The following is a 23,960-nucleotide window of genomic DNA, read 5'->3' as shown; positions in this document are numbered from 1 at the left end:
CAACTGTTGCGAAAATTCTGAAATTTAGCTCCGTTCAATGCAATATCCTAAATCCTTTGGAGTGTTGTGCCAAAATGCCAAAAGATGGGATCAGTATTTGATAGCTATTTAGGATCTGGCTGCGCTTACTGATAAGCATCACGGACACTTGCTAGCCTACGGCGTATACGTAAATTAAAAGCCGCCAGATGTAGTAAATACTTTTGATAATTTCAAAATATTCTCCCGCCTTGTGAGAAAATAAGCAGCGTGAAATATTAAAAAAATCATTCAAAATAATCAGTATAATCTAAGACTGTAGTCTGAAAGTGCTAGTCCAAGACGTAGCAAGAGTAGCCCGTCGTAGACATCGCAAATTTATGTGATGATGAAGAAGTCTTAAGGTACGGTTCCCCAATGGAGAAATCCCCCCTGCGATCGCTGCCTACCCAAAATAAGACGCGGTAAATTGAATATGTAGCCTCTAAAAGTGAATGCTACAAAGCTTGCTTGTTACGGACTGGCGTAAGCGAGATACCGCAACACTCCTAAGAGCATGGGGATAAATCATAAAAAATTCCGTTTTCCAAGCGATTGTATTATGCGTAAAAAACTACAACAAACCATCAAACCGCTGTTAAAAACCTTCTTAGCCCTAGTGCTGGTGTTAGGTTTGGCTCTTAGTCACGCTGATGGCGCATTAGCGGCCCGTAGTGGGGGTCGGATCGGTGGTGGCTCCTTTAGAGCGCCTTCTAGCCGCAGCTACACACCGCGCACCTATGCACCTCCTGGCGGGGGCGGATACTATCCTGGTGGTGGTTTTGGTGGTGGTTTTGGCTTTCCCTTCCTACTTCCCTTCTGGGGTATTGGGGGAGGATTTGGTGGTCTATTTGGCATCTTAATTTTCTTTGCGATCGCTAATTTCTTATTGCAAACTTTCCGCCGCGTCTCTAGCGGTGAAACTCCAGAAGCAGATTACAGCAGTAACTCTCCTGTTTCTGTAACTCGTTTGCAAGTAGGTTTGTTAGCTCAAGCCCGTGAATTGCAAAATGAACTCAACCACATTGCTGAAACTGCTGATACTAACACCCCAGAGGGGAGAACAGAAGTTCTGCAAGAAGCCAGCCTAGCTTTACTCCGCCATCCCGAATACTTTGTATATGCAGGTGGTGGGACTCAACAAGCCAGTTTAAATTCAGCTGAAGGTCAGTTTAATCGGCTGTCACTGGCAGAACGCAGCAAGTTTAGCGAAGAAACACTTTCTAATGTTAATAACCAGCTAAAAGCAGCCTCAGCCAAAGATGCTTTACCCCCGGCTGGTGAACTCGACAACCCCACCCGTCTATTTACCGAAGGTGCTGGAGAATACATTATCGTCACCTTGCTGGCGGCGACATTAGGCAAGTTTGAAATTCCCACAGCGATTAACAGTGCTGATGATTTGCGTCAAGCTTTGCGCCAAATTGGTAGTATCCCCAGTGAGAAACTTCTGGCAATTGAAGTTCTTTGGACTCCGCAAGCTGAAAATGATACGCTGACATCTGATGATGTGTTGGCAAATTATCCTGATTTGAGACTTGTTTAATCTCTAAAAAGTTTCGTGCTTTAGTGCTAAGAAAGAACTTGGCATGTTGGCGCAACAAACAAGTTACCCTTTGAGGGCAATAACTAAGAAACCGTTTGTCAATGACAAGCGGTTTTTTGTATAACTTAGATATAGCAGGACTTACGCATTGAAAATTGAAACCTAGATCCCCCTAATGCCGCTAAAAAAGGGGATAGCTCTAAAAGCCTCTTTCTTATGGGTTTGGAGTATCTCTTTTACGTAAGTCCCATATACTTAATATTTTGTAGAAAAATTATTCCCAGGCTAGACTTTGGTAATATTATCAAAATGCATTATACAGCAGTTATCGTTTACGTGAGGTACACCCGTAGGGGCACGGCAATGCCGTGCCCCTACACCTCGTGATGTAACGTTGGACTGCAATCTGAATGGGAACCGTTATACGTAGAGTGTTATCTTATGCCTAGTGTTGAAGCCGACGAAAACCGAGAGCATCGCATTAAAACAGAGATCATTGTAGATGCTGAAGATAAAGAAGATCGGGCAATGGGTTGGTACTATTATCTGGAAGAGGTTCTGAATTTTCCCTTTATGGCTAAATGGGCTAAGAAGGGACGCAAATCAGCTGCTACCGAGGAGAAACAAGTCGAAGTGCTGGGAATGGCCCCAGACGATGAGTGCTTAAAAGATATGTTTGTAGAAGTGGCTTACATTAACGGTAAGGATGATGATGTATATTCTGCAAAGTTATCTGAAATAGCAGCCATTGATGCTGACAGCGAAACTCAAGAAGCGATCGCAGACTGGCTCTATTGGATTGCCAGAGGTTATAAGTTTTAACTAAAATATGGCATAAGTAGCTTTTCCCTGCCGTTTAGCTTGGTACATAGCAATATCAGCATCCCGTAAGATATTTGCAGGTTCCTCATAATTACTAAAATTCCAAGCAATACCAATGCTAGCTGTAGTAGATAATTGATATCCATTCAGGTTAAGTGGCAATCGTAAGGAGTCTTGAATACGTTTGGCAGCATTGGTGGCGTCGGTAATGTCTTTAATATTCTCCAAAAGAACAGTAAACTCGTCACCACCAAATCGTGCTACAGTATCACCACCGCGTAAACACGACTCTAAGCGTCGAGCGATCGCTACTAAAAAATCATCCCCTATTCCATGCCCAAAGCGATCATTAATCTCCTTGAAGCCATCTAAATCCAAAAATAAAACTGCAAAATAATAATCGCTTCTGCGTTTGCTACGTTCAATTGCTTGTCTGAGCCTATCTACGAATAAAACACGATTCGGTAATGCTGTCAGCCCATCATAAAACGCATTGCGGATCAGTTGCGCCTCTGTCTGCTTGCGTTTGGTAATGTCTTGAAAAACTAAAACCGAGCCAGTAATATTGCCATTATGATCACGGATGAGTGAAACATTATCTCCAATCGCTATTTCTTTGCCATCTTTGGTAATCAGTGTAAAGTTTTCTCGGAGATTCAAAACTTCACCCGCTTCGATTACATATCTCGCTAAATTTTCAATTGTTTTTCCTACATCTTTGTCAATTAAGTTAACGACTTCTACTAAATCTTTACCGAATACTTCACTTTGCTTCCAGCCAGTGATTAGTTCTGCTATGGGATTCATCATTTGAATACAACCATTTGCATCTGTCACAATCACTGCACAGCCCATACTGTTAATAATTGCCGCCAGCCTCTGTTTTTCTTCGTATAATATGTTTTTACTCTGATGTTTGTGCAGAGCCGTTTCAATCGCAAAATGTAAATCACTTTCAAGAAATGGTTTAACTATGTAGCTAAAAGACTCACTTAGCTGATTTTTCTGTAATGTTTTATATTCCAGATCCTCTGTTAGATACACTACAGGCACATGAAAGTGATTCTGGATAATATCCGCTACGTGTACACCGTCAACTTCCCCAGCTAAACAGATATCAATTAATACTAAATTGGGATCAGTTTCTGCTACCTTTTTTATTGCATCTTCACCAGACTTATTTATTTCTAAAACAGAATAACCTAGTTTTTGTAAACTTTTTCTAATATTTGAGGCAGTAATTTTTTCATCCTCAACAACTAGGATTTTATGGGCGAACATGTTACAATAACCTGTTTGCTAAGGTTCAGATTTGTGTTATCAGTCTAAACTCGCTCTGAAAGTTATTATTTTATCATAAACAATCTGTAACTACCTGTCTTCATATAAATACTGGACAAGAAGCAAATAACATATTATTAACCTACCATATTTCTGTGCTTGTAACAGCTAATTCTGCTCAATAAATACGGCTAATGTTGTGTTATTAACATCCTGTATGAGTTAGTGTATAACTATCAGAAATTAATCAAAAACTAAATATACATGGTTTTATCGTGCCGACTTAAACCCCCTTTCTTTGCTGGCTTATAAATGTTTAAAAAACACGTTTTGTGCTTCAGAGATTGAACTTACGTATAAGTTAGTGTATAACTACCATAAATCAATCAGAAATTAAATATACATGGTTTTTATCGTGCTGACTTACTTAAACTCCCTTTCTTTGCTAACTTATAGATATTGAAAAAAACACGTTTTGTGCTTTAGAGATTGGACTTACTTTTAGTCAGTTCAATGCTAATTTTGCCACTAAAGTCTGGAATAGGTGCGGCAGGTTTGCTGAGAGTGACTTGGACTTGGGTTACACGATCGCACTCTTGGAGAATAGAATCTGCGATCGTTGTTACTAATTTCTCTATCAAAGCAAATTTAGACGTTTTGACCAAATGTTGGATCAAGCTAATGACGCTGCGATAATCTAAAGTGTCTTCGATCGCGTCAGTCTTGGCTGCTGTGGAGATATCCAACCATAACTTTACATCCACCTCAAACCATTGTCCTAGCACCTTTTCTTCTGGCAGATACCCAGTGTAGCCATAGCAGCGAATTCCCGTTAAATGAATGCAGTCCATAAAAGTTTGAGAGCAAATTGTGCATTTTGTAGAAAGTGGAGCAAGTTTGCTTGGAGATTTTCTTTCTCACAAACTCGCGTAGCAGTGTCGGAAAACCTTACTTCCATTCCTCTCCCAACCCTACAAGGATTGGGGGCTGGGGGGTTAGGTTTCGTGTTGGCTTTTCCAGATGAACTGAATTGTCAGGCTTGTAATCCATCTTTAGGTGAAGCTGCTTTGGAAGTTCCGAGGTTCGGCTTCCCTCGTTCGGTCTTCTGTTTGCTCAACTTTCCCAGATGGATTTTAAATTGAATTTCCCTAGAAAAAATCTAAAATTTAAGATTGTTTTATAGCTATGTCTGATTTAATGCCGATCGCTTATAGGAATGTTAATCAACTTTGGGCTTATATCTTAACAGAGACGCTAAAGCGGTTGGGATTGAGTTGTGCCATCATTTGTCCTGGATCACGCTCTACACCCTTAGCAGTGGCCTTTGCTCAACAAGTACCTGAGATTGAAGCGATTTCCATTCTCGATGAACGTTCCGCCGCCTTTTTTGCTTTGGGACAAGCTCAAGCAACCGGACGCCCCGTGGTACTAGTTTGCACCTCTGGTACAGCAGGAGCAAATTTTTATTCAGCAGTAATTGAAGCCTCATATAGTCGTGTACCACTATTGATATTAACCACCGATAGACCGCCAGAATTGCGAGATTGTCACTCTGGGCAAACTGTAGCTCAATTGAGATTATATGGAAACTACCCAAATTGGCAAACAGAGTTAGCCTTACCCTCTGCTGATATGGGAATGCTAGCTTATCTGCGACAAACAGTAATTCATAGCTGGGAAAGGGCGCAAACTCCTACAAAGGGGCCAGTACATTTGAATATTCCCTTTCGCGATCCCTTAGCGCCTCTTCCTGATGGAACTGACTTGAGTTATTTGCAATCACAGTTTCAACCAGAAGACTTCTTCGCAGGAATAGTAAACACCACCCCATTTGCAATTCCCGATTCTCGATTCTCGATTCCCAAAGAATGGAAGGAATGCGATCGCGGCATTATTATCGCAGGTGTTGCCCAACCACAGCAACCACAGCAATATTGTAGAGCGATCGCCCAACTTTCCCAAACTCTCAAATGGCCCGTGCTAGCTGAGGGACTCTCCCCAGTGAGAAATTATGCCGAACTTAACCCTTATTTGATTTCCACCTATGACCTGATTTTGCGAAATCAGCAACTAGCAAAGCAGTTAGCGCCCGAAATGGTGATTCAGGTGGGTGAAATGCCTACGAGTAAAGAACTGCGTAACTGGATAGATGCAACCCAACCGCGACGCTGGGTAATTGATAAGAGTGACCAAAATCTCGACCCTTTGCACGGGAGGACGACGCATTTACGGATATCTGTAGAAGAGATAAAGGCAGAGGAGATAAATTTATCTTTCTCCTCAGACTACGTGAATAAATGGTGTGATGCAGAAACTAAGGTTAGGTTAGTTGTTGACCAGACGATGGGGAAAATAGATGAAATCATTGAGAGTAAAGCAGCTTGGTTAATTTCTCAGATTTTACCGCCAGAAACGCCTTTGTTTATTGCCAATAGTATGCCTGTGCGGGATGTGGAATATTTCTGGAAACCCAATAATTTAGGAGTGCGAGCGCATTTTAACCGGGGTGCAAATGGCATCGATGGTACATTATCCACAGCTTTAGGAATTGCCCATCGCCAGCAAAGTAGTGTGATGTTAACGGGAGATTTAGCGCTGTTGCATGACACCAATGGTTTTTTAATCCGCAATAAATTTGTCGGACATCTGACAATTTTGTTAATCAACAACAATGGTGGTGGTATTTTTGAAATGTTACCCATTGCCAAGTTTGACCCACCATTTGAAGAATTTTTTGGTACTCCCCAGGATATTGATTTTGCTCAGTTGTGCGCTACTTATAATGTGCAACATGAATTGATTACTTCTTGGCAGCAGTTGCAGCAGAGATTAAACCTACTTCCAAATACAGGAATTCGGGTTTTAGAATTGCAGACAAATCGCAAAAAAGATGCTAAGTGGCGACAAGATAATTTAAGGAAGTTTACCGCCGATATTGAAATTTAACTATCCCATTTGGTGTTGCTGAAAAGCGGGATGAAATTAGAGATTAGGTAAAACCCTTATGGTATTAAAGTTAAAACTGCTTTGCCACAAGTGTTTTAAGTGCTAATGCTGATCACCAATATTGCTCGGCTGTGGCTAAATTAGATATCATCCCTTAGAATACAAGGGGTTAATGCTCATTTATAGATACGTCTAGTACATAAAACTGAAGTAGGTAGTTAATTTAATGAACACCAAACTAGAAGATATTTTTGGAGTTAGTAGTAAGGCAGTTCTCTCATATGTAGAAAGAGACACAGTTGATAAAAGCTTCATTGAAGCACTGAAGTCTGAAAAACAAATTATTGTTTATGGGTCTTCAAAGCAGGGCAAAACGGCATTAGTTTCTAAATATGTTAAATATGAAAAAAATGTAGTTGTTAGTCTTAGTCCTAAAAGTAAAATACTAGATATTTACTCAAGTATTCTTAGACAAGCCGGTGTAACTATTCAAAATAACTATAGTGAATCTACAGCAAGAGAAGCAACTTTTGGAGTAGTTGGGAAATTTAAAGCTATGTTCCCTTTGTTCGGAAGTACCGAAGTTGAAGGAAAAAACGAGCTAAAATCTAATGTTAGTAAAGATTATGAATATGAGGAAGTTCCTTTCAATCTTTCTCTTCCTCAAGATATCTCGGAAATATTGAAAAAGGTAAAATTTCGTCAAATTATTATTCTTGAAAATTTTCATTATCTTGATGATGATATTCAAAAAGAATTTGCTTATGACCTAAGATCATTTCAAGAAATGGGGATTCGCTTTATAATTTTAGGCGTGTGGAGAGAGAAAAATAAGATGGTTCAATTTAATGGAGACTTACTGGACAGAATTGAAGAAATTCCGGTTGAACCTTGGCTTGAAGAAGATTTTATCAGAGTAGCACAAAAAGGAGCAGAACAACTTTCAATTGTTTTTCCTCAAGAATTATTAAATGAATGTTATGATATTTCTTTTAAAAGTATAGGAGTCCTTCAAGAAATTTTAAAAGAAATCTGTATTAGTGCAGGAATTTTAGAAAAACAAAAAGTTTTAACTCACATATCTCGCAATCCTCATCTTCTAAATGCTGTCACGAAAAAAGCAGAAGATTATTTAGTACGACATCAGAGAGCGCTTGAGGCAATTGCATCAGGCAATTCTAATTCTTCTACATCGTCTCAACAAGGATTACCTCCTCTTTTCCTTCCTTATTATCTAATCAAAGTTATCTTAGAGTCAGGATATGAAGGTTTAGCTAATGGAATGAAGCGTTCAGTTTTACAAGCTAAAATTCAAGATATACATCATAGAGCAAATGACGTTCGAGCTTCCGACATGAGTAATTTACTTTATAGCCTTGCCAAGCTCCAAAATCATAAGACTATATCCCCACCAATTATTGATTATGATCGTAATACAAAATATCTTCAAATAGTAGATTCGACTTTTTATTTCTTTCTTAAAAATGCTGATTTAACAGAAATTCTTCAAGAATTACCAAGTCCTTTAGATCAATAGCTGGCGTATCATTACAGAAGCTGTAAACGCGAGCAATATATGCTACTAAGCAACAGTTTTATCTTTAAGTTGAAATTCAAAAGTAACGGGCTTAAAGTTATCAGTATGAAGATAATCTGACAAATCTTCATTTAGTAAATTTTCTAATTCTTCATCAGTTTTGATTTTAGGAAATACTTTCTTCATATTTTTTCGCCTCTTTTTTTCTCATGTAACGAGTGCTGATGTCAATACTTAAGTCAGCGATCGCAATCTCAATTCCAACAACGCCAAAGCTAATGCTTCCAACGTCCCTCAGCAATTTTGCCAAATAGTCGGAGGATGAGCGATCGCACTGCTTCTGATATACCAGCCTGTCTGTAAATGCTTCTTCACTACGAGAAACTTTATTTGTAGCCATCATTATTTTACGGAGTGCGTAGGCGTAGCCCACCGCAGGTATCGCCCTTCTTTTGTGCGTCTCTCGGTGAAACTTACCCCCTTATTTCACCTTGTAACCATCCTGACAAATCAGCAAGAGTAGAGAAATCCAGCAAAGCATCACCTAAAGCTTCCAACTGTTCCACCGATAACCCTTGAATCTGGGACAGAAGCACATCAGGAATATTACCCACACGGCGATTTAATAGTCGTAAAACGATCGCTCTTTCTCCTTCAACTTTTCCTTCCTCTCGTCCTTCAACCTTTCCTTCCTCTCGTCCTTCTTCCTTCGCTTCTAGAATCGCCCGTGGTTCTTCCAAATTCAGTCCCAACATTGCTGCAATCTCCTCTCGACTTAGGGTAGAAAACTTGTAGACGATAATCGTCGTTATTAAATCAATTATCGCTTGCTCCGATTGTTGCCGTGCTTGTTCCAGCAAAAACCGCGCCTCTTCCACTGCTTCAGTTTCAGAGGTAATATTTGTCAGCAACATCAAACCCAATCCCAAAGGTTGTTGTCGCAAATCCCCCAACTCATCCAGATAAACCCGCCTGATTTGACCACTTTCTAACAAAGCGCGGTGAACCGTTGATTTAGAAGGTTCCAGACTGCGAGAACCAAAAATTATTACCCCAAACCAGTCATCGTAACGGATAGAGTGGCGGTAGAGAAACAAAAACAATTCACTAAAGAAGTGGTGATATAAGTCTTCGTCCTTCTGAAACTGCACTTCTGCAAAAAAGACGGTTTTGGAAACTGCATTCGCCGGAGGTAAAAATACTCCATCAATCCGAAACGCTGTTTCTTTCACTTCAACTGATTCAAACTGGTAGTTTTCCGCTTTTGGGGGTGGTTCATCTACTAATTCAAATAGCAATCCTGGAAATTGCTTAAATAATTTGTAGAAGATGGTGTCACGCCGCATTTTTATTCCTCAACACCCAGACAATTACCAGATTGTAAACGGTTGAGACACCAATTTTAGCGTAGGCGTAGCCCACCGTAGGTATCGCTTGTCCCTAAGACCGCGATAAAATTCTTGAAGCAACAGCGCACTCCATACCAATGCAAATTAACTGGGAAACTGCCAAAACCTACGAAGATATTCTGTATCAAAAAAACGATGGCATCGCTAAAATCACCATCAACCGCCCCCACAAACGTAATGCTTTCCGTCCTAAAACTATCTTTGAACTGTACGACGCTTTCTCTGATGCTCGTGAAGATACCACTATAGGTGTTGTCTTATTTACTGGATATGGCCCACACACTGATGGCAAATATGCCTTCTGTTCTGGTGGCGATCAAAGTGTGCGGGGACACGCGGGTTATGTGGACGAAACTGGCATTCCCCGCTTGAATGTGCTGGACTTACAACGCCTGATTCGTTCCATGCCGAAAGTGGTGATTGCTTTAGTAGCTGGATATGCGATCGGTGGTGGACATGTTCTACACTTGATTTGCGACCTTACGATCGCCGCCGATAACGCCATTTTTGGACAGACTGGCCCCAAAGTCGGCAGTTTCGACGGTGGTTTTGGAGCCAGCTATCTCGCCCGCATTGTGGGACAAAAAAAAGCTAGAGAAATTTGGTTTCTCTGCCGCCAATATGATGCCCAACAAGCTCTAGAAATGGGCTTAATTAATAGCGTCGTCCCAGTGGAACAACTAGAAACGGAAGGTATTCAATGGGCGCAAGAGATTTTAGAAAAAAGTCCGATCGCAATTCGGTGTCTCAAAGCTGCCTTCAATGCTGATTGTGACGGACAAGCTGGTTTACAAGAACTCGCTGGCAATGCCACCCTACTCTATTACATGACAGAAGAGGGGTCTGAGGGCAAACAAGCCTTTCTTGAAAAGCGTCCACCAGATTTCCGCTCTTTTCCTTGGTTACCTTAAAATTGCAAAAATCGCACCTCACTAAAGGGTGCGATTTTTGTATATGTCAACTTTTACAGCACTAAAAATCTTAAAAACAAATCTTATAGAAAACTACAAACTCAATTCAGTAATAATGGATAACTAAATAACCACTGCTTTAGTCTTTACCTGTTCAGATATAGAGGCAGCTATTTCCTCTACAGGGGTAAGAACAGCATTGTCTAAATCTGAGGCTAAGGATTGAGAAGATGTTAAAACTGGGGCTGCATCTGGCAAACCCCAAGCATCTTCCAAGGTTTCCCAAGAAGGTGCAAAAGCTGCCAGCGCCAAAGGACAAGCCTTCCAACTAGCTTGAACTGGTGCTCCCAACTGCTGGCAGGTTCCGCCACGGCGACCTTCTGGCTGGTAATGACGGCAATATTTACAGGCAGATGCTAAAAATTTAATGGGTTTCATTTGGATTGATCTTTAGTGCCGTTTCTGGCTGAATTTCATTCTTCCATTTTGCTTCTATATATAAATACGGATAAGAGCCAAAAAGCCCTTATTTTATCTAGGTTTCAGCGATCACAAGGAAAAAATAAACTTCATGATGTTTTTAGATTCTTGTTATATATTTAAATAATTACAAGAGTGGTTAGCTATGGATTTTCGCGAAAAGTTATTAGGGATCAAGACTAAAACTAAAAGTTTTGATTTATCCAGCCTTTTAACTTCCTCCTTAAGGATGGCTTCACGGATAGAATTTTAGATAAATAGTCCGTTTTGTATACCACATTCGGCATACTTTAGCAGTTAAATATATTTTTGATGAGTAATCAGAACTTTTCCATGTGGCAGCAGCAAATTACTTCAGAATAAATTCTGCTTAAGGAATAATCGCTAAACTATTTTGCTTTTAATTTAGGTCAGGATTGACTCTCTTCAAAACTGTTTAGCAGCACAGACAGAACAGACTGCCCAGCGCTGGAGTTCACCGGGTGGGGTGGGAGATTCACACTGGGGACAAAGGGGTAAGCCATGCGATCGCGATCGCATGATCTTACCCCAATGCCCAAAAGCAGCATTTACATCATTGGTGGGTGTAACATCAGGGCAGCTAATCTCATCACCAAGGTAACTGGGATGCTCATGGGGCGAAACCGTTTGTTGCTGTTTTCTCTCCACAGATGGATTCTGCCAGCCAGCAGTAGAGAAGCGAATATCAACCAAAGGCGTTGGCAACTTTTTATTCAACTTTAAAAGCACAGACGTGCGACCAAAAGTCATGTTTTGCGCCCAAGCAGCACTAGAAGTTGCTACCCACAAAACATCGCGCTGAATCGACAATGGTCGAGTATGGGCGGCAACCACTGGCCCAACAACTTCTGCCCAACACTTGAGCAAGCGTTGAAATGGTTGTTCCTGCCATTTAGCCTGTTTTTCCAGAACGCCTAAAATATCATTAATTGATTTCAACGACATCATTAAAAGTGCTGTAAGCGGATAGCTATGGTTTAGCCCGTGAGGAGTTATCCCACTACTCCCCTCACTGCCCCATACCCTATTTCCAAGATAGACTTCCTTGAACTATCGTTCACAACAAAGCCTAAAAATCTCTCTTTTGTAATCCCCAATGCCCAATTTTCAGTCTATCTATTTAAATAATTTTCGCTACTATTGTCACAAATATATCTCAAATTAATTTCAGCAATCTCCGTTTGAGGCACAGAGGCAATGACTCAAAACCCCCTAAACAATTCCAGTACTCAATCGTCTAAAAAACCTGGGTTGAAACCAGCACTAGCAGCAGCACTAGCGAGTTTAGAGGTGCCGCTAGATCAAGAGTTAGCTCGATATCGACGCACACGAACTGGTTTGGTGTCATCAAATCAGCCCCGTGTTGTAAGTTACATGAGCAGCCAACCCCACCCGTTGACTGCCATTCCGACAACATCGGGCACAACTGACTCATCAGCAACGCAAATTAAAACCAACGTGCCACCTGCATCTGTACCCGTGAATCCTCAGGGAACCTCAACGCCAGCTACGGCAAAAATTGATGAATCCCCCGCATCTTCTCTAGCTGTAAATCCTCAAAAGAACCCAGTGCCAGCTACGGCAAAGACTGAGGAACTAAATAATCTTAATGTTTCCTCCGCCTCCGATTCTCCTAAAACACAAACTCAACTTCCACCACCACCGCCCAACTTTAGTAGCAGCATCGTGCCAGCAGTCGTTAAAGATACCAAGAGCAAAAATCTTTTGCAGCCAGATGACACCCCTAAGCACCCAGATGACTATTTAGAATCTAGTGAAGCACTGCTGCGAAGTCTGACAGAAGAACAACCAGAAACCAAAAAACCAAGCAATTATAGCGATAGTCTGCTATCACCTTTGGGTATCGGCTCGATGTTGCTGCTATTGGTAGCGAGTCTTACCTTGAGTTATGTATTATTCAATCCCAAAAGTTTGTCACAGTGGAATTTAGGCAACTTGTTTAACGGCAACTCGTCTCCCGCAACAGAAAATACTGAGGAAGTTGGGAGTAATGTCCAACCTCAGATCCAGCCACCAAGCACATCTATACCCAAATATCCCAATCTAGCTGCTGAAGAGTTTCCTGAGGTGAAAGACCCCAATGATGTAGTTGGTTTAAAACCCAAAGTCCAACCAACCCTCGCAGTAGTGCCTAATCCAGTCATTCCCCAAAACTCCGCAAATCCTCAAGCGGCATTGCCTAACCCCAACACAGCCCTAAAACCGACAAATCCAATCGCCTTAACACCAGTACCGACGCTACAGCCCTTGCCCCTCCGTAGTTTACCTCCCACTTCACCGACAAAAACCTCACCAAAGCCGAATGCAGAAATCAAACCAGGAACAGATGGGTTCTATCATGTAGTGATAGATAATAAAGGCGCGGCTTTTGCCTCAGCCCGGCAAGCAGTTCCCGATGCTTATTTATCAGCCAACAAAGAATTGATTTATCTCGGTGCTTTTAAGACCAAAGAGCAAGTAAAAAAACAGATGCAATTGTTACAGGCAAAGGGAATTAAGCCACGGGTTCAGCAGCCATGAGTTGCAAAAATCTACGATACCATGAGATAACAGTCCTGAGTCATAAGTGCTGAGTCTTGCGTAAACAGGATACGGGGACACGAGGACATTTTAATTATCTGTGTTGCCGTATCTACCACTTTTGGCATCCTCTTGGTTAAGTCAGGAGTCTTAATACTCAGCACAAAGTTAGTTGGGATGTGGCATCCACATATGCGGTGATCAGTAATTATCAAAGCTCATTACTCAGCACTGAATTTCGTGAATGGAGAGCCGACATGGAATTAATCAAGCGTATCCTGCGGGTGATTCGCGCTAATCTCAATAGTTTGATCGGCAGTACAGAAGATCCAGAAAAGATTCTGGAGCAAACTGTCCTAGAGATGCAGGAAAATCTGGTGCGGTTGCGGCAGGGTGTAGCACAAGCGATCGCTACCCAGAAACGCACCGAACGACAGGCAGCCGCTGCCAACTCTCAAACAGAAGAATGGTATCGCCGCGCCCAATTGGCGCTGCAACAAGGCAACGAACCTTTAGCACGCGAAGCTTTGACTAAGCGCCAAGCTTATAAAGAATTGCTTTCAGCCCTCTTTTCCCAGATAGAGCAGCAAAACGATATAGTAGCTAGGCTAAAAAAGGATATGCGATCGCTAGAGTTAAAAATTGCCGAGGCGAAAACTAAAAAAGATATGTATATTGCTCGCGCCCGTTCTGCTGAAGCGTCTTATCGCCTCCAGGAAATGCTTGGCACAGTTTCTGCCACCAGCAGTCTGAATGCCTTTGAGCGCATGGAAGAAAAAGTTTTGCAGATAGAAGCTAAATCCGTTGCAATAGCTCAACTCGGTAGCGACGACTTGGAAACACAATTTACTTCCTTGGAATCTACTAATAATGTGGATGCCGAATTGGCAACGATGAAGGTACAGGTTTTAAACCAGGCAGAAAATACACAGCACAACAGTCTTCTTACCCATGAGGACCAGAAGATAGGGCAGCCTCCCCAACAGGAGTTACCCAAAACTCAGGACTCTTGAAGTTTGGCTAATTGCCGCAGGAAATATCTTAACTTTTATCTTGCGCCTGCCCCATATCCCGCCAGAGAATAAATAATCTCTAGCTAATAGTGCAAGTCTACGCTTGCTGGACTGCAACCCTCACTCAGTCTTCTTTAGAAGAGTTTAGCTATAACCTCAGAATTAATTCCAAAGCTGTTGTGGAGACTGGTGCAAGTTCTAAGTTAAGAATTAAGAGTTGTTGGGAGGTACCGATCCAAACTGGAAAGATTACATTGAAATAGGTGGCTATTAAAAAGTAAAAAAGCTAACTGTCCAACTAAAAGCGTAAACCACACAAGGAAAAACAAAGTTATGGGATTATTTGACCGGATTAAGCGAGTAGTTAGTTCTAACCTCAACGACCTGGTTAACAAAGCCGAAGACCCTGAAAAAATGCTAGAACAAGCCATCCTGGAAATGCAGGAAGACTTGGTTCAGCTGCGTCAGGGAGTAGCTCAGACGATCGCCGCCCAAAAACGCAGCGAGAAACAGTACAATGATGCCCAAAATGAAATCAATAAGTGGCAACGCAATGCCCAACTGGCGGTGCAAAAAGGTGATGAAAATTTAGCCCGACAAGCTCTAGAGCGCAAGAAGACTTATACTGACACCAGCGCCGCCCTCAAAGCTAGTTTGGATACCCAAAGCACTCAAGTTGAAACCCTCAAGCGCAATTTAATTCAGCTGGAAAGCAAAATTTCTGAGGCTAAGACCAAAAAAGAAATGCTCAGAGCTAGAATCACTACTGCCAAAGCCCAAGAGCAACTCCAAGGCATGGTGCGTGGGATGAATACCAGCAGTGCAATGTCTGCCTTCGAGCGGATGGAAGAAAAAGTCTTGATGCAAGAAGCCCGGGCCCAGGCACAAGGAGAGTTAGCAGGTGCAGATTTAGAAACCCAATTTGCCCAGTTGGAAGGTAGTAGCGATGTTGATGATGAGTTGGCAGCTTTGAAAGCGCAAATGTTACCACCCGCTACTCCAGTAAGTCAACCCCAACTGCCACCGCAACAACAAACCACTGCTGCTAAGTCTAATGAGGCAGTTGATGCCGAGTTGGATTCCCTACGCAAGCAATTGGATCAGCTGTAAAATTGGCAGAAAACAAATTTTGAGCCAATCCCACGCCTGTTGGCTGTGGGATTTTACGTCATTAATCAACCAATTTTGGATTTTGGACTTTCCTGCGGAACGCTACGCGAACGGCTTACCTCGACTTACCTCGGTACAAGTCGCTCAGTCGAACAATTTCGGATTTTGGATTATGTTTCACCTACGAAAGCTTTGTGGAACGTACCCCTACGGGGATCTTGCTACGCGTCAGCGTCTTTAAGAGTTGTTTGGGGCAGGGTATGAACCAAAAAATCTAAAATATAAAATTCGTAGTCAATAGTTAACAGTCTTAATAACTATTGACTACTTTGGGATAAAGTATTGTGTGTGTCAACTTTGATCGCCACCTGATGGAGACTGCAATGAGTAAGGCTGTAATCACCACCATAACTGATGCTGAGTTTGAAACAGAAGTGTTAAAAGCTGAACAGCCTGTATTAGTTTACTTTTGGGCTTCCTGGTGTGGGCCTTGTCAATTGATGCCGCCCGTAATTAACTCAGCTGCTACCAAATATAGCGATCGCCTCAAAATCGTTAAGATGGAAATTGACCCCAACCCAGTTACTGTTAAGCAGTACCAAGTGGAAGGCGTGCCAGCCCTGAGACTATTTCAAGGCGACAAACTATTAGAATCTACTGAGGGAGTCATCAGCAAAGAAAAATTACTTAGCCTCCTAGATCCGCACTTAAATAGTAATTAGTCATTAGTGAATATTAAAGTCCACAGTCAAAATACTAAGAGTTTTTCACCCTTGACTCTTGACTAATATGCAATTTGCAAAGCGTTTACAACCCCTGCAATCTAATGTATTTGCTGATATGGACAGAGCCAAGGCAGTCGCTTTGGTAGCTGGACAACAAGTAATTGATTTGTCGTTGGGGTCTTCTGATTTACCAGCCGAGGCACACGTCATTGAGGCGATCGCTCAATCTCTCCACGATCGCAGTACCCACGGCTATCTGCTGTTTAACGGCACCTTTGAGTTTCGCCAAGCCGCAGCCAACTGGTACGAACAAAAATTTGGTATCAAAGTCGATCCCCAAACTGAGGTACTACCTCTGATTGGTTCTCAAGAAGGCACAGCCCATTTACCCCTAGCTTTACTCAATCCAGGAGATTTTGCCCTGTTGCTCGATCCAGGTTACCCCTCTCATGCTGGGGGAGTCTACCTAGCCAGTGGTCAAATCTACCCAATGCCAGTACGGGAAGAAAACGCTTTTTTACCAGTGTTTGCTGATATTCCTGCCCCAGTCTTGGCTCAGTCGCGGATGATGGTATTAAGTTATCCTCATAATCCCACCGCTGCGATCGCTCCAATATCATTCTTCCAAGAAGCTGTCGCCTTTTGTCAACAACACAATCTTGCCTTGGTTCACGATTTCCCCTACGTAGATTTGGTATTTGAGGCGAATGGGCACTGGGAGAAGAATCTTCCCAATCCAAAATCCCTCGTTCCCTCGATTCTGCAAGCTGATCCAGAGAAAAGCGTCTCGATTGAATTTTTCACCCTTTCCAAGTCCTACAATATGGGCGGCTTCCGCATTGGCTACGCCATCGGTAATGCCCAGTTAATTAACGCCTTACGCCAAGTAAAAGCCGCTGTTGATTTTAATCAGTATCGGGGGATTTTGAATGGTGCGATCGCTGCCCTAACCGGCCCTCAAGTTGGCGTAAAATCTGCGATTGCTACTTTCCAGCAGCGCCGTGATGCTTTCATCACTGCTTTACACCGCATTGGCTGGAATGTTCCTACTCCTAAAGCCACAATGTATATCTGGGCAAAATTGCCCTCACCTTGGAGTCAAAACTCTATAGAATTTTGTACCCAGCTAGTCAAACAAACTGGTGTAGCCGCTTCCCCAGGTGCTGGTTTTGGCAAATCCGGCGAAGGGTATGTCCGCTTTGCTTTGGTGCATGAGCCAGCTTTGTTAGAAACTGCTGTGGAAAGAATGGCTGAGTTTCTTGATTAAATTTCTTTTCAAGCTGAACGCCAAGGATTTTTGGCGGCAAAGTCTACGAATGGAACACGCTATAGCGGCGCACAGCTGTGCATTGGTGTCAACTTAACGCGAAAAGGGTGGTTAGAAACCGCACGCCAGTTGCTTATTACATTGGGAGACGTTCTTGCTAGCAAGAACCCCATAGGGGTACAAGTCGGGCATTGCCCGCCCAACGCACTGGCTCGTCTACACGAGGCTTTACCCCATTCAGTTAGCGCCAAAAACCTTTAAGGACTTACGCAAAAACTCTCTGAAACTCTTATTTCTTCTCTGCGAGACGCTGCGGGAAGCCACAACTCTAGGAGACGCTTCTCTACGAGAGGCTTTGCCAACGCGAACGTGTCTATGCGCCCTTTGTAGTTCGTTCTTTCTTAATTTTGGGTAAGTCCTGTCCTTAACCCAAGCGTATTGGGCTTTACCCGCCTGTATTGGTTAAAAAACTTTACCAGAGCTGCGCCAACGAGTCTGCGTTTGCCTCTGGTTTGGTAGAGAGCGTCTGGGGGTTTTCCCTATGAGCAACTGGCGTACGAATTCCATTCACCAAGGCTTACAGCAGAATTCAAGTATTTGAACTACATCTGTCGTAGGGGCGCAAGGCCTTGCACCCCTACCGCGTAGTCTATTTACCTGAAAATAGCTGTAAGTTGACACCCATGACAGATATACGCCCCTGTGAATGACTATATTATACTCAAATCAAAATCCATTTTACGTAATTTTTGCAACTATCATTTTATAAAGAAATAAGTAATTAAACGTATATAAATCTCAAAATATTCTTCATTTTTTTATTGATAATTAACAGGAACTTTACCCAATCAGGTCTCCGCGTTTATTAAGCTTGTTGGTGTCAGCTAAGATACTAAAAAATCACAAAATACGGAGAAAACTTTTAAGCAGCCGTATTGCCAAAAAGCCCGTATTCAGTACAGCCCAAGCCTAAAAACAGCAGTAGTTTAAAACTTAACTTCCAAACTAAACAGAGACTTGAAAACAATGAAAATGACTTTTCACAAACTTGTAATTGGTGTCTCAATGGCTATTGGTATAAGCGCTCTTGGCACTGCTCCAGCACACGCTACATCTTTTAGTTTCAATAATCCAAATGAAATTAGAACTTATACTGGTGGGTTAAATGGCAAGTTTATTGCAAATGATCCTATAGCTGCGTCCAAAGCCTTGAGTGATGATAATGTCTCCTCTAACGTGGAGCTTTGGTATACTACCGAAAACCCAACTTCTAACGTTGGTTTCACCGCCACACAAGGAAACTACAGTGCCACCGTTAGTAGTGTCACTGCTAGTGACTGGAATACTTTTGGTTCGCAATGGCTGAGTGATTTGTTGGCTACTTATACTCCATTTAAGTCAGTGTGGAATGGGTTTTCACCGAGTACCCAATCATTAGTAACGAGCTTTTTCCCTTTATTGGGAATAGGAGACCCTAACATTGGCAGTTTCCAATTCGGAGAAAATGGGGGTGTGGAACTGAAATTGGTTGGTCAAGTTGATGTAAGGACTAAACTCTTAGATACAGTTTCTACTAAACTTACCCAAACATTGACATCACTATTTCCAGGAAAAACAATTTTACCAAGCGCTTCAGAAGTTCAAACTCAGATTTCATTACTTCAACTAACGCTGAACTCGCCTCTAACCTCTCTTCCTACGAAGCTAACGCTGCAAGCTCAAATAGATCAACTGACATCATTCAAAGACCTCCTTGGCGTGCAAGCTGCATTAAACGCCTACCAAGGTGGAATCGGAGCTAGTGAAATTGCCAAGGTAGTTAATGGCAATAACACTTACTACGCTTATAGCTTCAACCCCACTGGATCTGAAATTACAGCCTCTGATGACGGCATATCCGGCACCCAGTATTACACTTGGCACACACCTGGATACACCGCTCCTCCAAAGAGAGTGCCAGAACCATCAATAATAATTGGTCTGTTGGGTGTTGCTGGGGTCTTTGTGACGCAACGCAAATTTAAAAAAGCATCCATTTAAAATTGCAGGTTCAAAACTACAAATAAGTAAGGAAGCTAATAGCTCCCTTTTTTTATGAATACTTCTTTCCAGCTATAAGGTGATTTAATCTTCTAGATTATACTATTTATAAAAATATTTGCAACAAATGAATCGTTTGGAAGGGTCTATATATCTACGCCCCTACCAACATATTTGTAACAGCGATTTCGGAAAATGGTATTACTTACCCTAACATCCAAATGAAAACTTTTCTAGGAAGGGCAATTAGTCTACGTTAGTTTCAGTATTACTTAAGTAGTTTTACTAATACAAATTGGCAACTTCAGTTTTTTAAATGAGTCGTTTATTTATTACTATAAATTATCAAAAACTCGTTAAGAAACAATTAAAATTTAATTAGGATTATTTCAATCATACTATTATTAAATATTGGAGTACTGCTAAATTTAATTTATTAATATTTTTAACTGAATTACAAAAGTCAAGTTTTTATAGATTTTACAGTTTAAATATACTCCTGTTCTAGTTTATGGTCAGAATTATTGGCTTTTACTTAAGATAATAGGTAGCAATGACAGTACAATTATTCAATATAGATCAGCCATTACGGTCACACACAGTTAGACGAATTTTGCTAGTTGAAGACCATGAACTCAATAGAATGTTATTGAGTGACTATCTAAGTTATTATGGTTACGATATCCAAAGCTTATCAGAAGGCTCTACTTTTTTCTCAACTATAGAGAAGTTTGAACCAGATTTAATGTTATTAGACTTGAAATTGCCAGATATTGACGGTTATTCGCTCTTAAAACAAGTCCAGCAAAAACCTGATTTGTCAAAAATACCGATTATTGTAATTTCAGCCTTTGCTTTTAAAGCAGATCAAGAACTAGCTATGAGTTTGGGCGCACGTCGCTATTTTGTCAAACCTTTAAAACTCAAGGATCTTATACTTACAATTGAAGAAGAGTTGACTTGTCGCCACAGATAAACTTTTCTACTGAATGTGCATTTATTCCGCTTTTTGGTCTGCAATGAACTCTTCAACTCGCTCACTAATATGTTGCACAGAACTGCCAATTTTTAAAATTTTATGTTGTACTTGCGCTAACAATAAAACTGCTGTTTGCAGATCATTGAGGGTTTCAGCCATAGCTTCCCGGTATTGGGCTTCAAAGTCTTGCAGATTCATAGTTCAACTCGTGCCTGAAATTCTTGTAGTAGCTATATTCCTAATGATATTCGTAAATTTAACTTCCTAAATCCGTTAAATCGCTTAATGTTATAAGTTAAAATCAACCCCAAAAGTATTGTTTTATCATAATTTATTATCTAAATTTTATCTAAGTAATATTGAAAAATTTAATTATATTTAATAATAAAAATATAAACTTAGCTAAATTAAGAAAACAAAATAATTTTATAAATAAATGAATTTTTAAAGAAGAAATCATTATCGATTTGAAAATGTTAATGATAGATTTAAAAAACCAAGTTTTTATTCTGACAGTAGCAGCCGACAGCTAGACAAACTCTCGTCTGCTCCAAAGTTCTGATGCTTGCAGCAGGGCGTTTAGTACACTATGTCCAAAGTTTAATAAGGGGCAAAATCCCTTGTTACAGCAGTTTTCATGTATTTAAACCACATCTGTCGTAAAGGCGCAATTCCTTGCGCCCCTACCGCGTGGTCTATTGACCTGAAAATAGCTGTAAGCCCCAAGTTTTGTTAATTGAGATGGTAGAGGCCGTGCTGTACTAGATTAGAAACCGATTCTCAGACTTATCTGTATGCCGCCTAAAAGCCTACCTACTTTATATTTACTTGATAATTACTCTGTTAAATCGGCACGAAAAAATAATTTTTCTTAAAATAGAGAAAGATTACCTAATTTTGGTTGTGGCAATATCTACTCAAATACTACCACTGGTTAAAGAGCCAGAAAGATTGGAAAACCGTCTAGCCGAAATTCCACCGGAACCGGGGGTTTATTTCATGCGGGACAAAAGCGATCGCATTATATATATAGGTAAATCGCGTAAGTTGCGATCGCGTGTCCGTTCCTATTTCCGGGATGGCTATAACAAGACTGAACGCATCGTCACGATGGTCAAGTTGGTGACAGAAATTGAATTCATCGTCACTGATACTGAAGCCGAAGCGCTAGCGCTAGAAGCGAATTTGATCAAGCAGCACCAGCCATACTTTAACGTGCTGCTCAAAGATGATAAAAAATATCCCTATCTCTGCATTACTTGGTCAGAAGATTATCCGCGAATTTTTATTACCCGTAAACGCCAATTTGGCAAAGAAAAGGATAAATTTTACGGCCCTTATACTGATGCTGGTTTATTGCGAGAAATTGTCCGCCTGTGTAAGCGTATTTTCCCACAACGACAACGACCTCAACCACTTTTTAAAGACCGTCCTTGCTTAAATTATGATTTAGGGCGTTGTCCGGGTGTGTGTCAACAGATGATGCCATCAGAAGAATATCGCAAAATTGTCCAAAAAATAGCGATGGTCTTTCAAGGGCGAACTCAGGAACTGATTGATATTTTGACTCAACAGATGAACGCAGCATCGGAAAACTTAAATTTTGAGTCAGCAGCACGGATTCGTGACCAAATTTCTGGGTTAAAGTCGCTGACAGCCAATCAAAAAGTTTCCTTACCAGATGATACAGTTTCACGGGATGCGATCGCACTGGCAGCCAGCGAAGAATACGCCTGCATTCAACTATTCCAGATTCGCGCTGGACAATTGGTAGGACGTTTGGCCTTTGTGGCGGATGCTCACGCAGAACCAGGAGCTATCTTACAACGAGCTTTAGAGGAACATTACCAAACTGCTGACTCAGTGGAAATACCTTTAGAAATTTTGGTACAGCATGATTTACCAGATAGCGAGATATTGGCGGATGTCTTAACTCAACGCAAAGGTAAAAAAGTCACAATCTTGACTCCTTTGCGGCAAACTAAGGCAGAATTAATTGAGATGGTAGAGCGAAATGCTCAGTATGAATTGCAAAGAATGCAGAAATTTGGCGATCGCAATCACCAAGCAATGCAAGATTTAGCAGCCATTCTCGATTTACCAGATGTACCCCACCGCATCGAAGGTTATGACATTTCTCATATTCAAGGGTCAAATGCTGTAGCTTCGCAAGTCGTGTTTATCGACGGATTACCCGCCAAACAGCATTATCGCCACTACAAAATTAAAAATCCCACGGTGACGGCGGGACATTCAGATGATTTTGCTAGTCTTGCTGAAGTTATTGGGCGACGGTTCCGTAAGTATGGCGACGATCCTCAGTTGTCACGTTTGGGTAATCCAGATTGGCCTGATTTAATCATGATCGATGGTGGTAAAGGTCAGTTATCATCAGTTATTGCTGTTTTACAAGAGATGAATTTATTAGAAGACTTGCGAGTTGTGAGTTTAGCAAAGCAGCGAGAAGAGATTTTTTTACCGGGAGAATCTAAACCCTTAACAACTGATGCAGAACAACCAGGGGTGCAGTTGTTGCGACGGTTGCGAGATGAAGCGCATCGGTTTGCAGTGACTTTTCATCGGCAGCAGCGCAGTGATAAATTGAAGCGATCGCGTTTAGATGAAATTCCTGGCTTAGGACATCATCGACAAAAGCAGCTACTAGGGCATTTTCGCTCAGTTGATTATATTCGGCAAGCAACAACCCCACAACTCGCTGAGGTTCCAGGAATTGGGCCGCGTTTGGCTCAAGAAATTTACGATTATTTTCATCCCACTTGAGGAGGGTAGTACAGCAGGCGCGTAAATCTAGCTACCATCTCAATTAACAAAACTTGGGGCAAAATCCCCTTGTGATTACCCATATTTTTGTAACAGTCAAAGTATGGTGTTCACTCGACATCCCGCCGACTGATAGCCCAAGTCTACTCAATGCAATATTAGCCTTGGAATTCTATTCCAAGGCTAATAGACGAAGCTTTTATCGTCGGATGTAGGTAACAATAAGAGCTTAAGACAAGGGGCAAAATCTCCTTGTTAAAGGTAGGCAAACTGACGCCACAGTATAGTAGTTCCATTTTCACAGATGATTCAGTTAAGATTGTCTGCGACAATTTAAGCTGTGTAAAAACCGTAAATTTACGGTCTCTCATAAGTGCGGTAGTTTTGATGAAATTATAGCAACAGCCAAGGTGGTTAGAACATTAACAGATGATAAAACTTAGACACAAAAAGGCTTTTCACCCAGTCCCCAGTCCCCAGTCCCCAGTCCCCAGTCCCCAGTCCCCAGTCCCTAGTCCCCAGTCCCTAGTCCC

General features: G+C 41.5%; 21 protein-coding genes. 13 read left to right on the top strand and 8 right to left on the bottom strand.

What is annotated here, in order from left to right:
- Nucleotides 1–580 precede the first annotated feature (580 nt).
- Together V7K35_RS04480 and V7K35_RS04475 are read left to right on the top strand one after the other, a co-directional pair.
- Complete coding sequence (locus V7K35_RS04480; protein WP_335076702.1) at nt 581–1,564, top strand: DUF1517 domain-containing protein; 984 nt, start codon at nt 581–583, stop codon at nt 1,562–1,564.
- Between the two features lie 441 nt (nt 1,565–2,005).
- Complete coding sequence (locus V7K35_RS04475) at nt 2,006–2,386, top strand: calcium-binding protein (protein WP_335076700.1); 381 nt, start codon at nt 2,006–2,008, stop codon at nt 2,384–2,386.
- On the opposite strand, the gene V7K35_RS04470 is transcribed toward V7K35_RS04475, so the two are convergent.
- Together V7K35_RS04470 and folB are read right to left on the bottom strand one after the other, a co-directional pair.
- Nucleotides 2,387–3,667 carry a GGDEF domain-containing response regulator gene (locus tag V7K35_RS04470; RefSeq protein WP_335076698.1) on the bottom strand — a complete coding sequence of 427 codons (1,281 nt, stop codon included), beginning with the start codon at nt 3,665–3,667 and terminating at the stop codon, nt 2,387–2,389. It abuts the gene before it with no gap.
- Nucleotides 3,668–4,149: 482 nt separating this feature from the next.
- Nucleotides 4,150–4,518, bottom strand: a complete 369-nt coding sequence (gene folB, locus V7K35_RS04465) for a dihydroneopterin aldolase (RefSeq protein ID WP_298905146.1) — start codon at nt 4,516–4,518, stop codon at nt 4,150–4,152.
- A 334-nt stretch (nt 4,519–4,852) separates the two neighbouring features.
- On the opposite strand from folB, the gene menD reads away from it, so the two are divergent.
- A complete protein-coding gene (gene menD / locus V7K35_RS04460; RefSeq protein ID WP_335076696.1) occupies nt 4,853–6,613 on the top strand; it encodes a 2-succinyl-5-enolpyruvyl-6-hydroxy-3-cyclohexene-1-carboxylic-acid synthase in 1,761 nt (586 codons plus the stop codon).
- Between the two features lie 226 nt (nt 6,614–6,839).
- Complete coding sequence (locus V7K35_RS04455; protein ID WP_335076694.1) at nt 6,840–8,150, top strand: hypothetical protein; 1,311 nt, start codon at nt 6,840–6,842, stop codon at nt 8,148–8,150.
- A gap of 45 nt (nt 8,151–8,195) precedes the next feature.
- Here V7K35_RS04455 and V7K35_RS04450 read toward each other — a convergent pair whose 3' ends face one another.
- The 3 genes from V7K35_RS04450 to V7K35_RS04440 all read right to left on the bottom strand — a co-directional run bounded on the left by V7K35_RS04450 (nt 8,196) and on the right by V7K35_RS04440 (nt 9,496).
- Nucleotides 8,196–8,336: a CopG family antitoxin gene (locus tag V7K35_RS04450; RefSeq protein ID WP_335076692.1), complete on the bottom strand. Its 141-nt coding sequence runs from the start codon at nt 8,334–8,336 to the stop codon at nt 8,196–8,198.
- A complete protein-coding gene (locus V7K35_RS04445) occupies nt 8,317–8,553 on the bottom strand; it encodes a hypothetical protein (protein ID WP_335076690.1) in 237 nt (78 codons plus the stop codon). Before V7K35_RS04445 ends, V7K35_RS04450 begins: the two co-directional genes overlap by 20 nt.
- A 70-nt stretch (nt 8,554–8,623) precedes the next feature.
- A complete protein-coding gene (locus tag V7K35_RS04440; RefSeq protein ID WP_335076688.1) occupies nt 8,624–9,496 on the bottom strand; it encodes an Rpn family recombination-promoting nuclease/putative transposase in 873 nt (290 codons plus the stop codon).
- Nucleotides 9,497–9,636: 140 nt separating this feature from the next.
- Here V7K35_RS04440 and menB point away from each other — a divergent pair, with 140 nt between their 5' ends.
- The gene (menB, locus tag V7K35_RS04435) at nt 9,637–10,470 is read left to right on the top strand and encodes a 1,4-dihydroxy-2-naphthoyl-CoA synthase (protein ID WP_335076685.1); all 834 of its coding nucleotides are present in this window, start codon (nt 9,637–9,639) and stop codon (nt 10,468–10,470) included.
- Between the two features lie 123 nt (nt 10,471–10,593).
- Here menB and V7K35_RS04430 read toward each other — a convergent pair whose 3' ends face one another.
- Both V7K35_RS04430 and V7K35_RS04425 read right to left on the bottom strand, forming a co-directional pair.
- Nucleotides 10,594–10,908: a hypothetical protein gene (locus V7K35_RS04430; RefSeq protein WP_335076683.1), complete on the bottom strand. Its 315-nt coding sequence runs from the start codon at nt 10,906–10,908 to the stop codon at nt 10,594–10,596.
- Nucleotides 10,909–11,376: 468 nt separating this feature from the next.
- Nucleotides 11,377–11,916 (bottom strand): DUF721 domain-containing protein, encoded by a 540-nt coding sequence (locus tag V7K35_RS04425; protein ID WP_335076731.1) that lies wholly within the window; start codon nt 11,914–11,916, stop codon nt 11,377–11,379.
- A gap of 252 nt (nt 11,917–12,168) precedes the next feature.
- On the opposite strand from V7K35_RS04425, the gene V7K35_RS04420 reads away from it, so the two are divergent.
- The 7 genes from V7K35_RS04420 to V7K35_RS04390 all read left to right on the top strand — a co-directional run bounded on the left by V7K35_RS04420 (nt 12,169) and on the right by V7K35_RS04390 (nt 20,643).
- A complete protein-coding gene (locus V7K35_RS04420) occupies nt 12,169–13,512 on the top strand; it encodes a hypothetical protein (RefSeq protein ID WP_335076681.1) in 1,344 nt (447 codons plus the stop codon).
- Between the two features lie 257 nt (nt 13,513–13,769).
- Entirely contained in the window at nt 13,770–14,525 is a 756-nt protein-coding gene (locus tag V7K35_RS04415) for a PspA/IM30 family protein (RefSeq protein WP_335076729.1), read from the top strand.
- Nucleotides 14,526–14,858: 333 nt separating this feature from the next.
- On the top strand, nt 14,859–15,635 hold the full coding sequence (locus V7K35_RS04410) for a PspA/IM30 family protein (RefSeq protein ID WP_334795009.1): 777 nt from the start codon (nt 14,859–14,861) through the stop codon (nt 15,633–15,635).
- Nucleotides 15,636–16,018: 383 nt separating this feature from the next.
- A complete protein-coding gene (locus V7K35_RS04405; protein WP_335076679.1) occupies nt 16,019–16,357 on the top strand; it encodes a thioredoxin family protein in 339 nt (112 codons plus the stop codon).
- 67 nt (nt 16,358–16,424) lie between these two features.
- Entirely contained in the window at nt 16,425–17,627 is a 1,203-nt protein-coding gene (locus V7K35_RS04400) for an LL-diaminopimelate aminotransferase (protein WP_335076677.1), read from the top strand.
- Between the two features lie 1,032 nt (nt 17,628–18,659).
- Complete coding sequence (locus V7K35_RS04395; RefSeq protein ID WP_335076675.1) at nt 18,660–19,667, top strand: NF038130 family PEP-CTERM protein; 1,008 nt, start codon at nt 18,660–18,662, stop codon at nt 19,665–19,667.
- 553 nt (nt 19,668–20,220) lie between these two features.
- Nucleotides 20,221–20,643 carry a response regulator gene (locus V7K35_RS04390; protein WP_335076673.1) on the top strand — a complete coding sequence of 141 codons (423 nt, stop codon included), beginning with the start codon at nt 20,221–20,223 and terminating at the stop codon, nt 20,641–20,643.
- A gap of 21 nt (nt 20,644–20,664) precedes the next feature.
- Here the strand turns inward: V7K35_RS04390 and V7K35_RS04385 are convergent, their stop codons facing one another.
- The gene (locus tag V7K35_RS04385; protein ID WP_335076671.1) at nt 20,665–20,844 is read right to left on the bottom strand and encodes a hypothetical protein; all 180 of its coding nucleotides are present in this window, start codon (nt 20,842–20,844) and stop codon (nt 20,665–20,667) included.
- Nucleotides 20,845–21,549: 705 nt separating this feature from the next.
- On the opposite strand from V7K35_RS04385, the gene uvrC reads away from it, so the two are divergent.
- Complete coding sequence (gene uvrC, locus V7K35_RS04380; protein WP_335076669.1) at nt 21,550–23,427, top strand: excinuclease ABC subunit UvrC; 1,878 nt, start codon at nt 21,550–21,552, stop codon at nt 23,425–23,427.
- Nucleotides 23,428–23,960: the final 533 nt, after the last annotated feature.

Source organism: Nostoc sp. (assembly GCF_036917275.1).
GTDB lineage: Bacteria > Cyanobacteriota > Cyanobacteriia > Cyanobacteriales > Nostocaceae > Nostoc.
The sequence above is the reverse complement of the archived record's forward strand: the minus strand, read 5'-3'. Positions and strand labels throughout refer to the sequence as shown.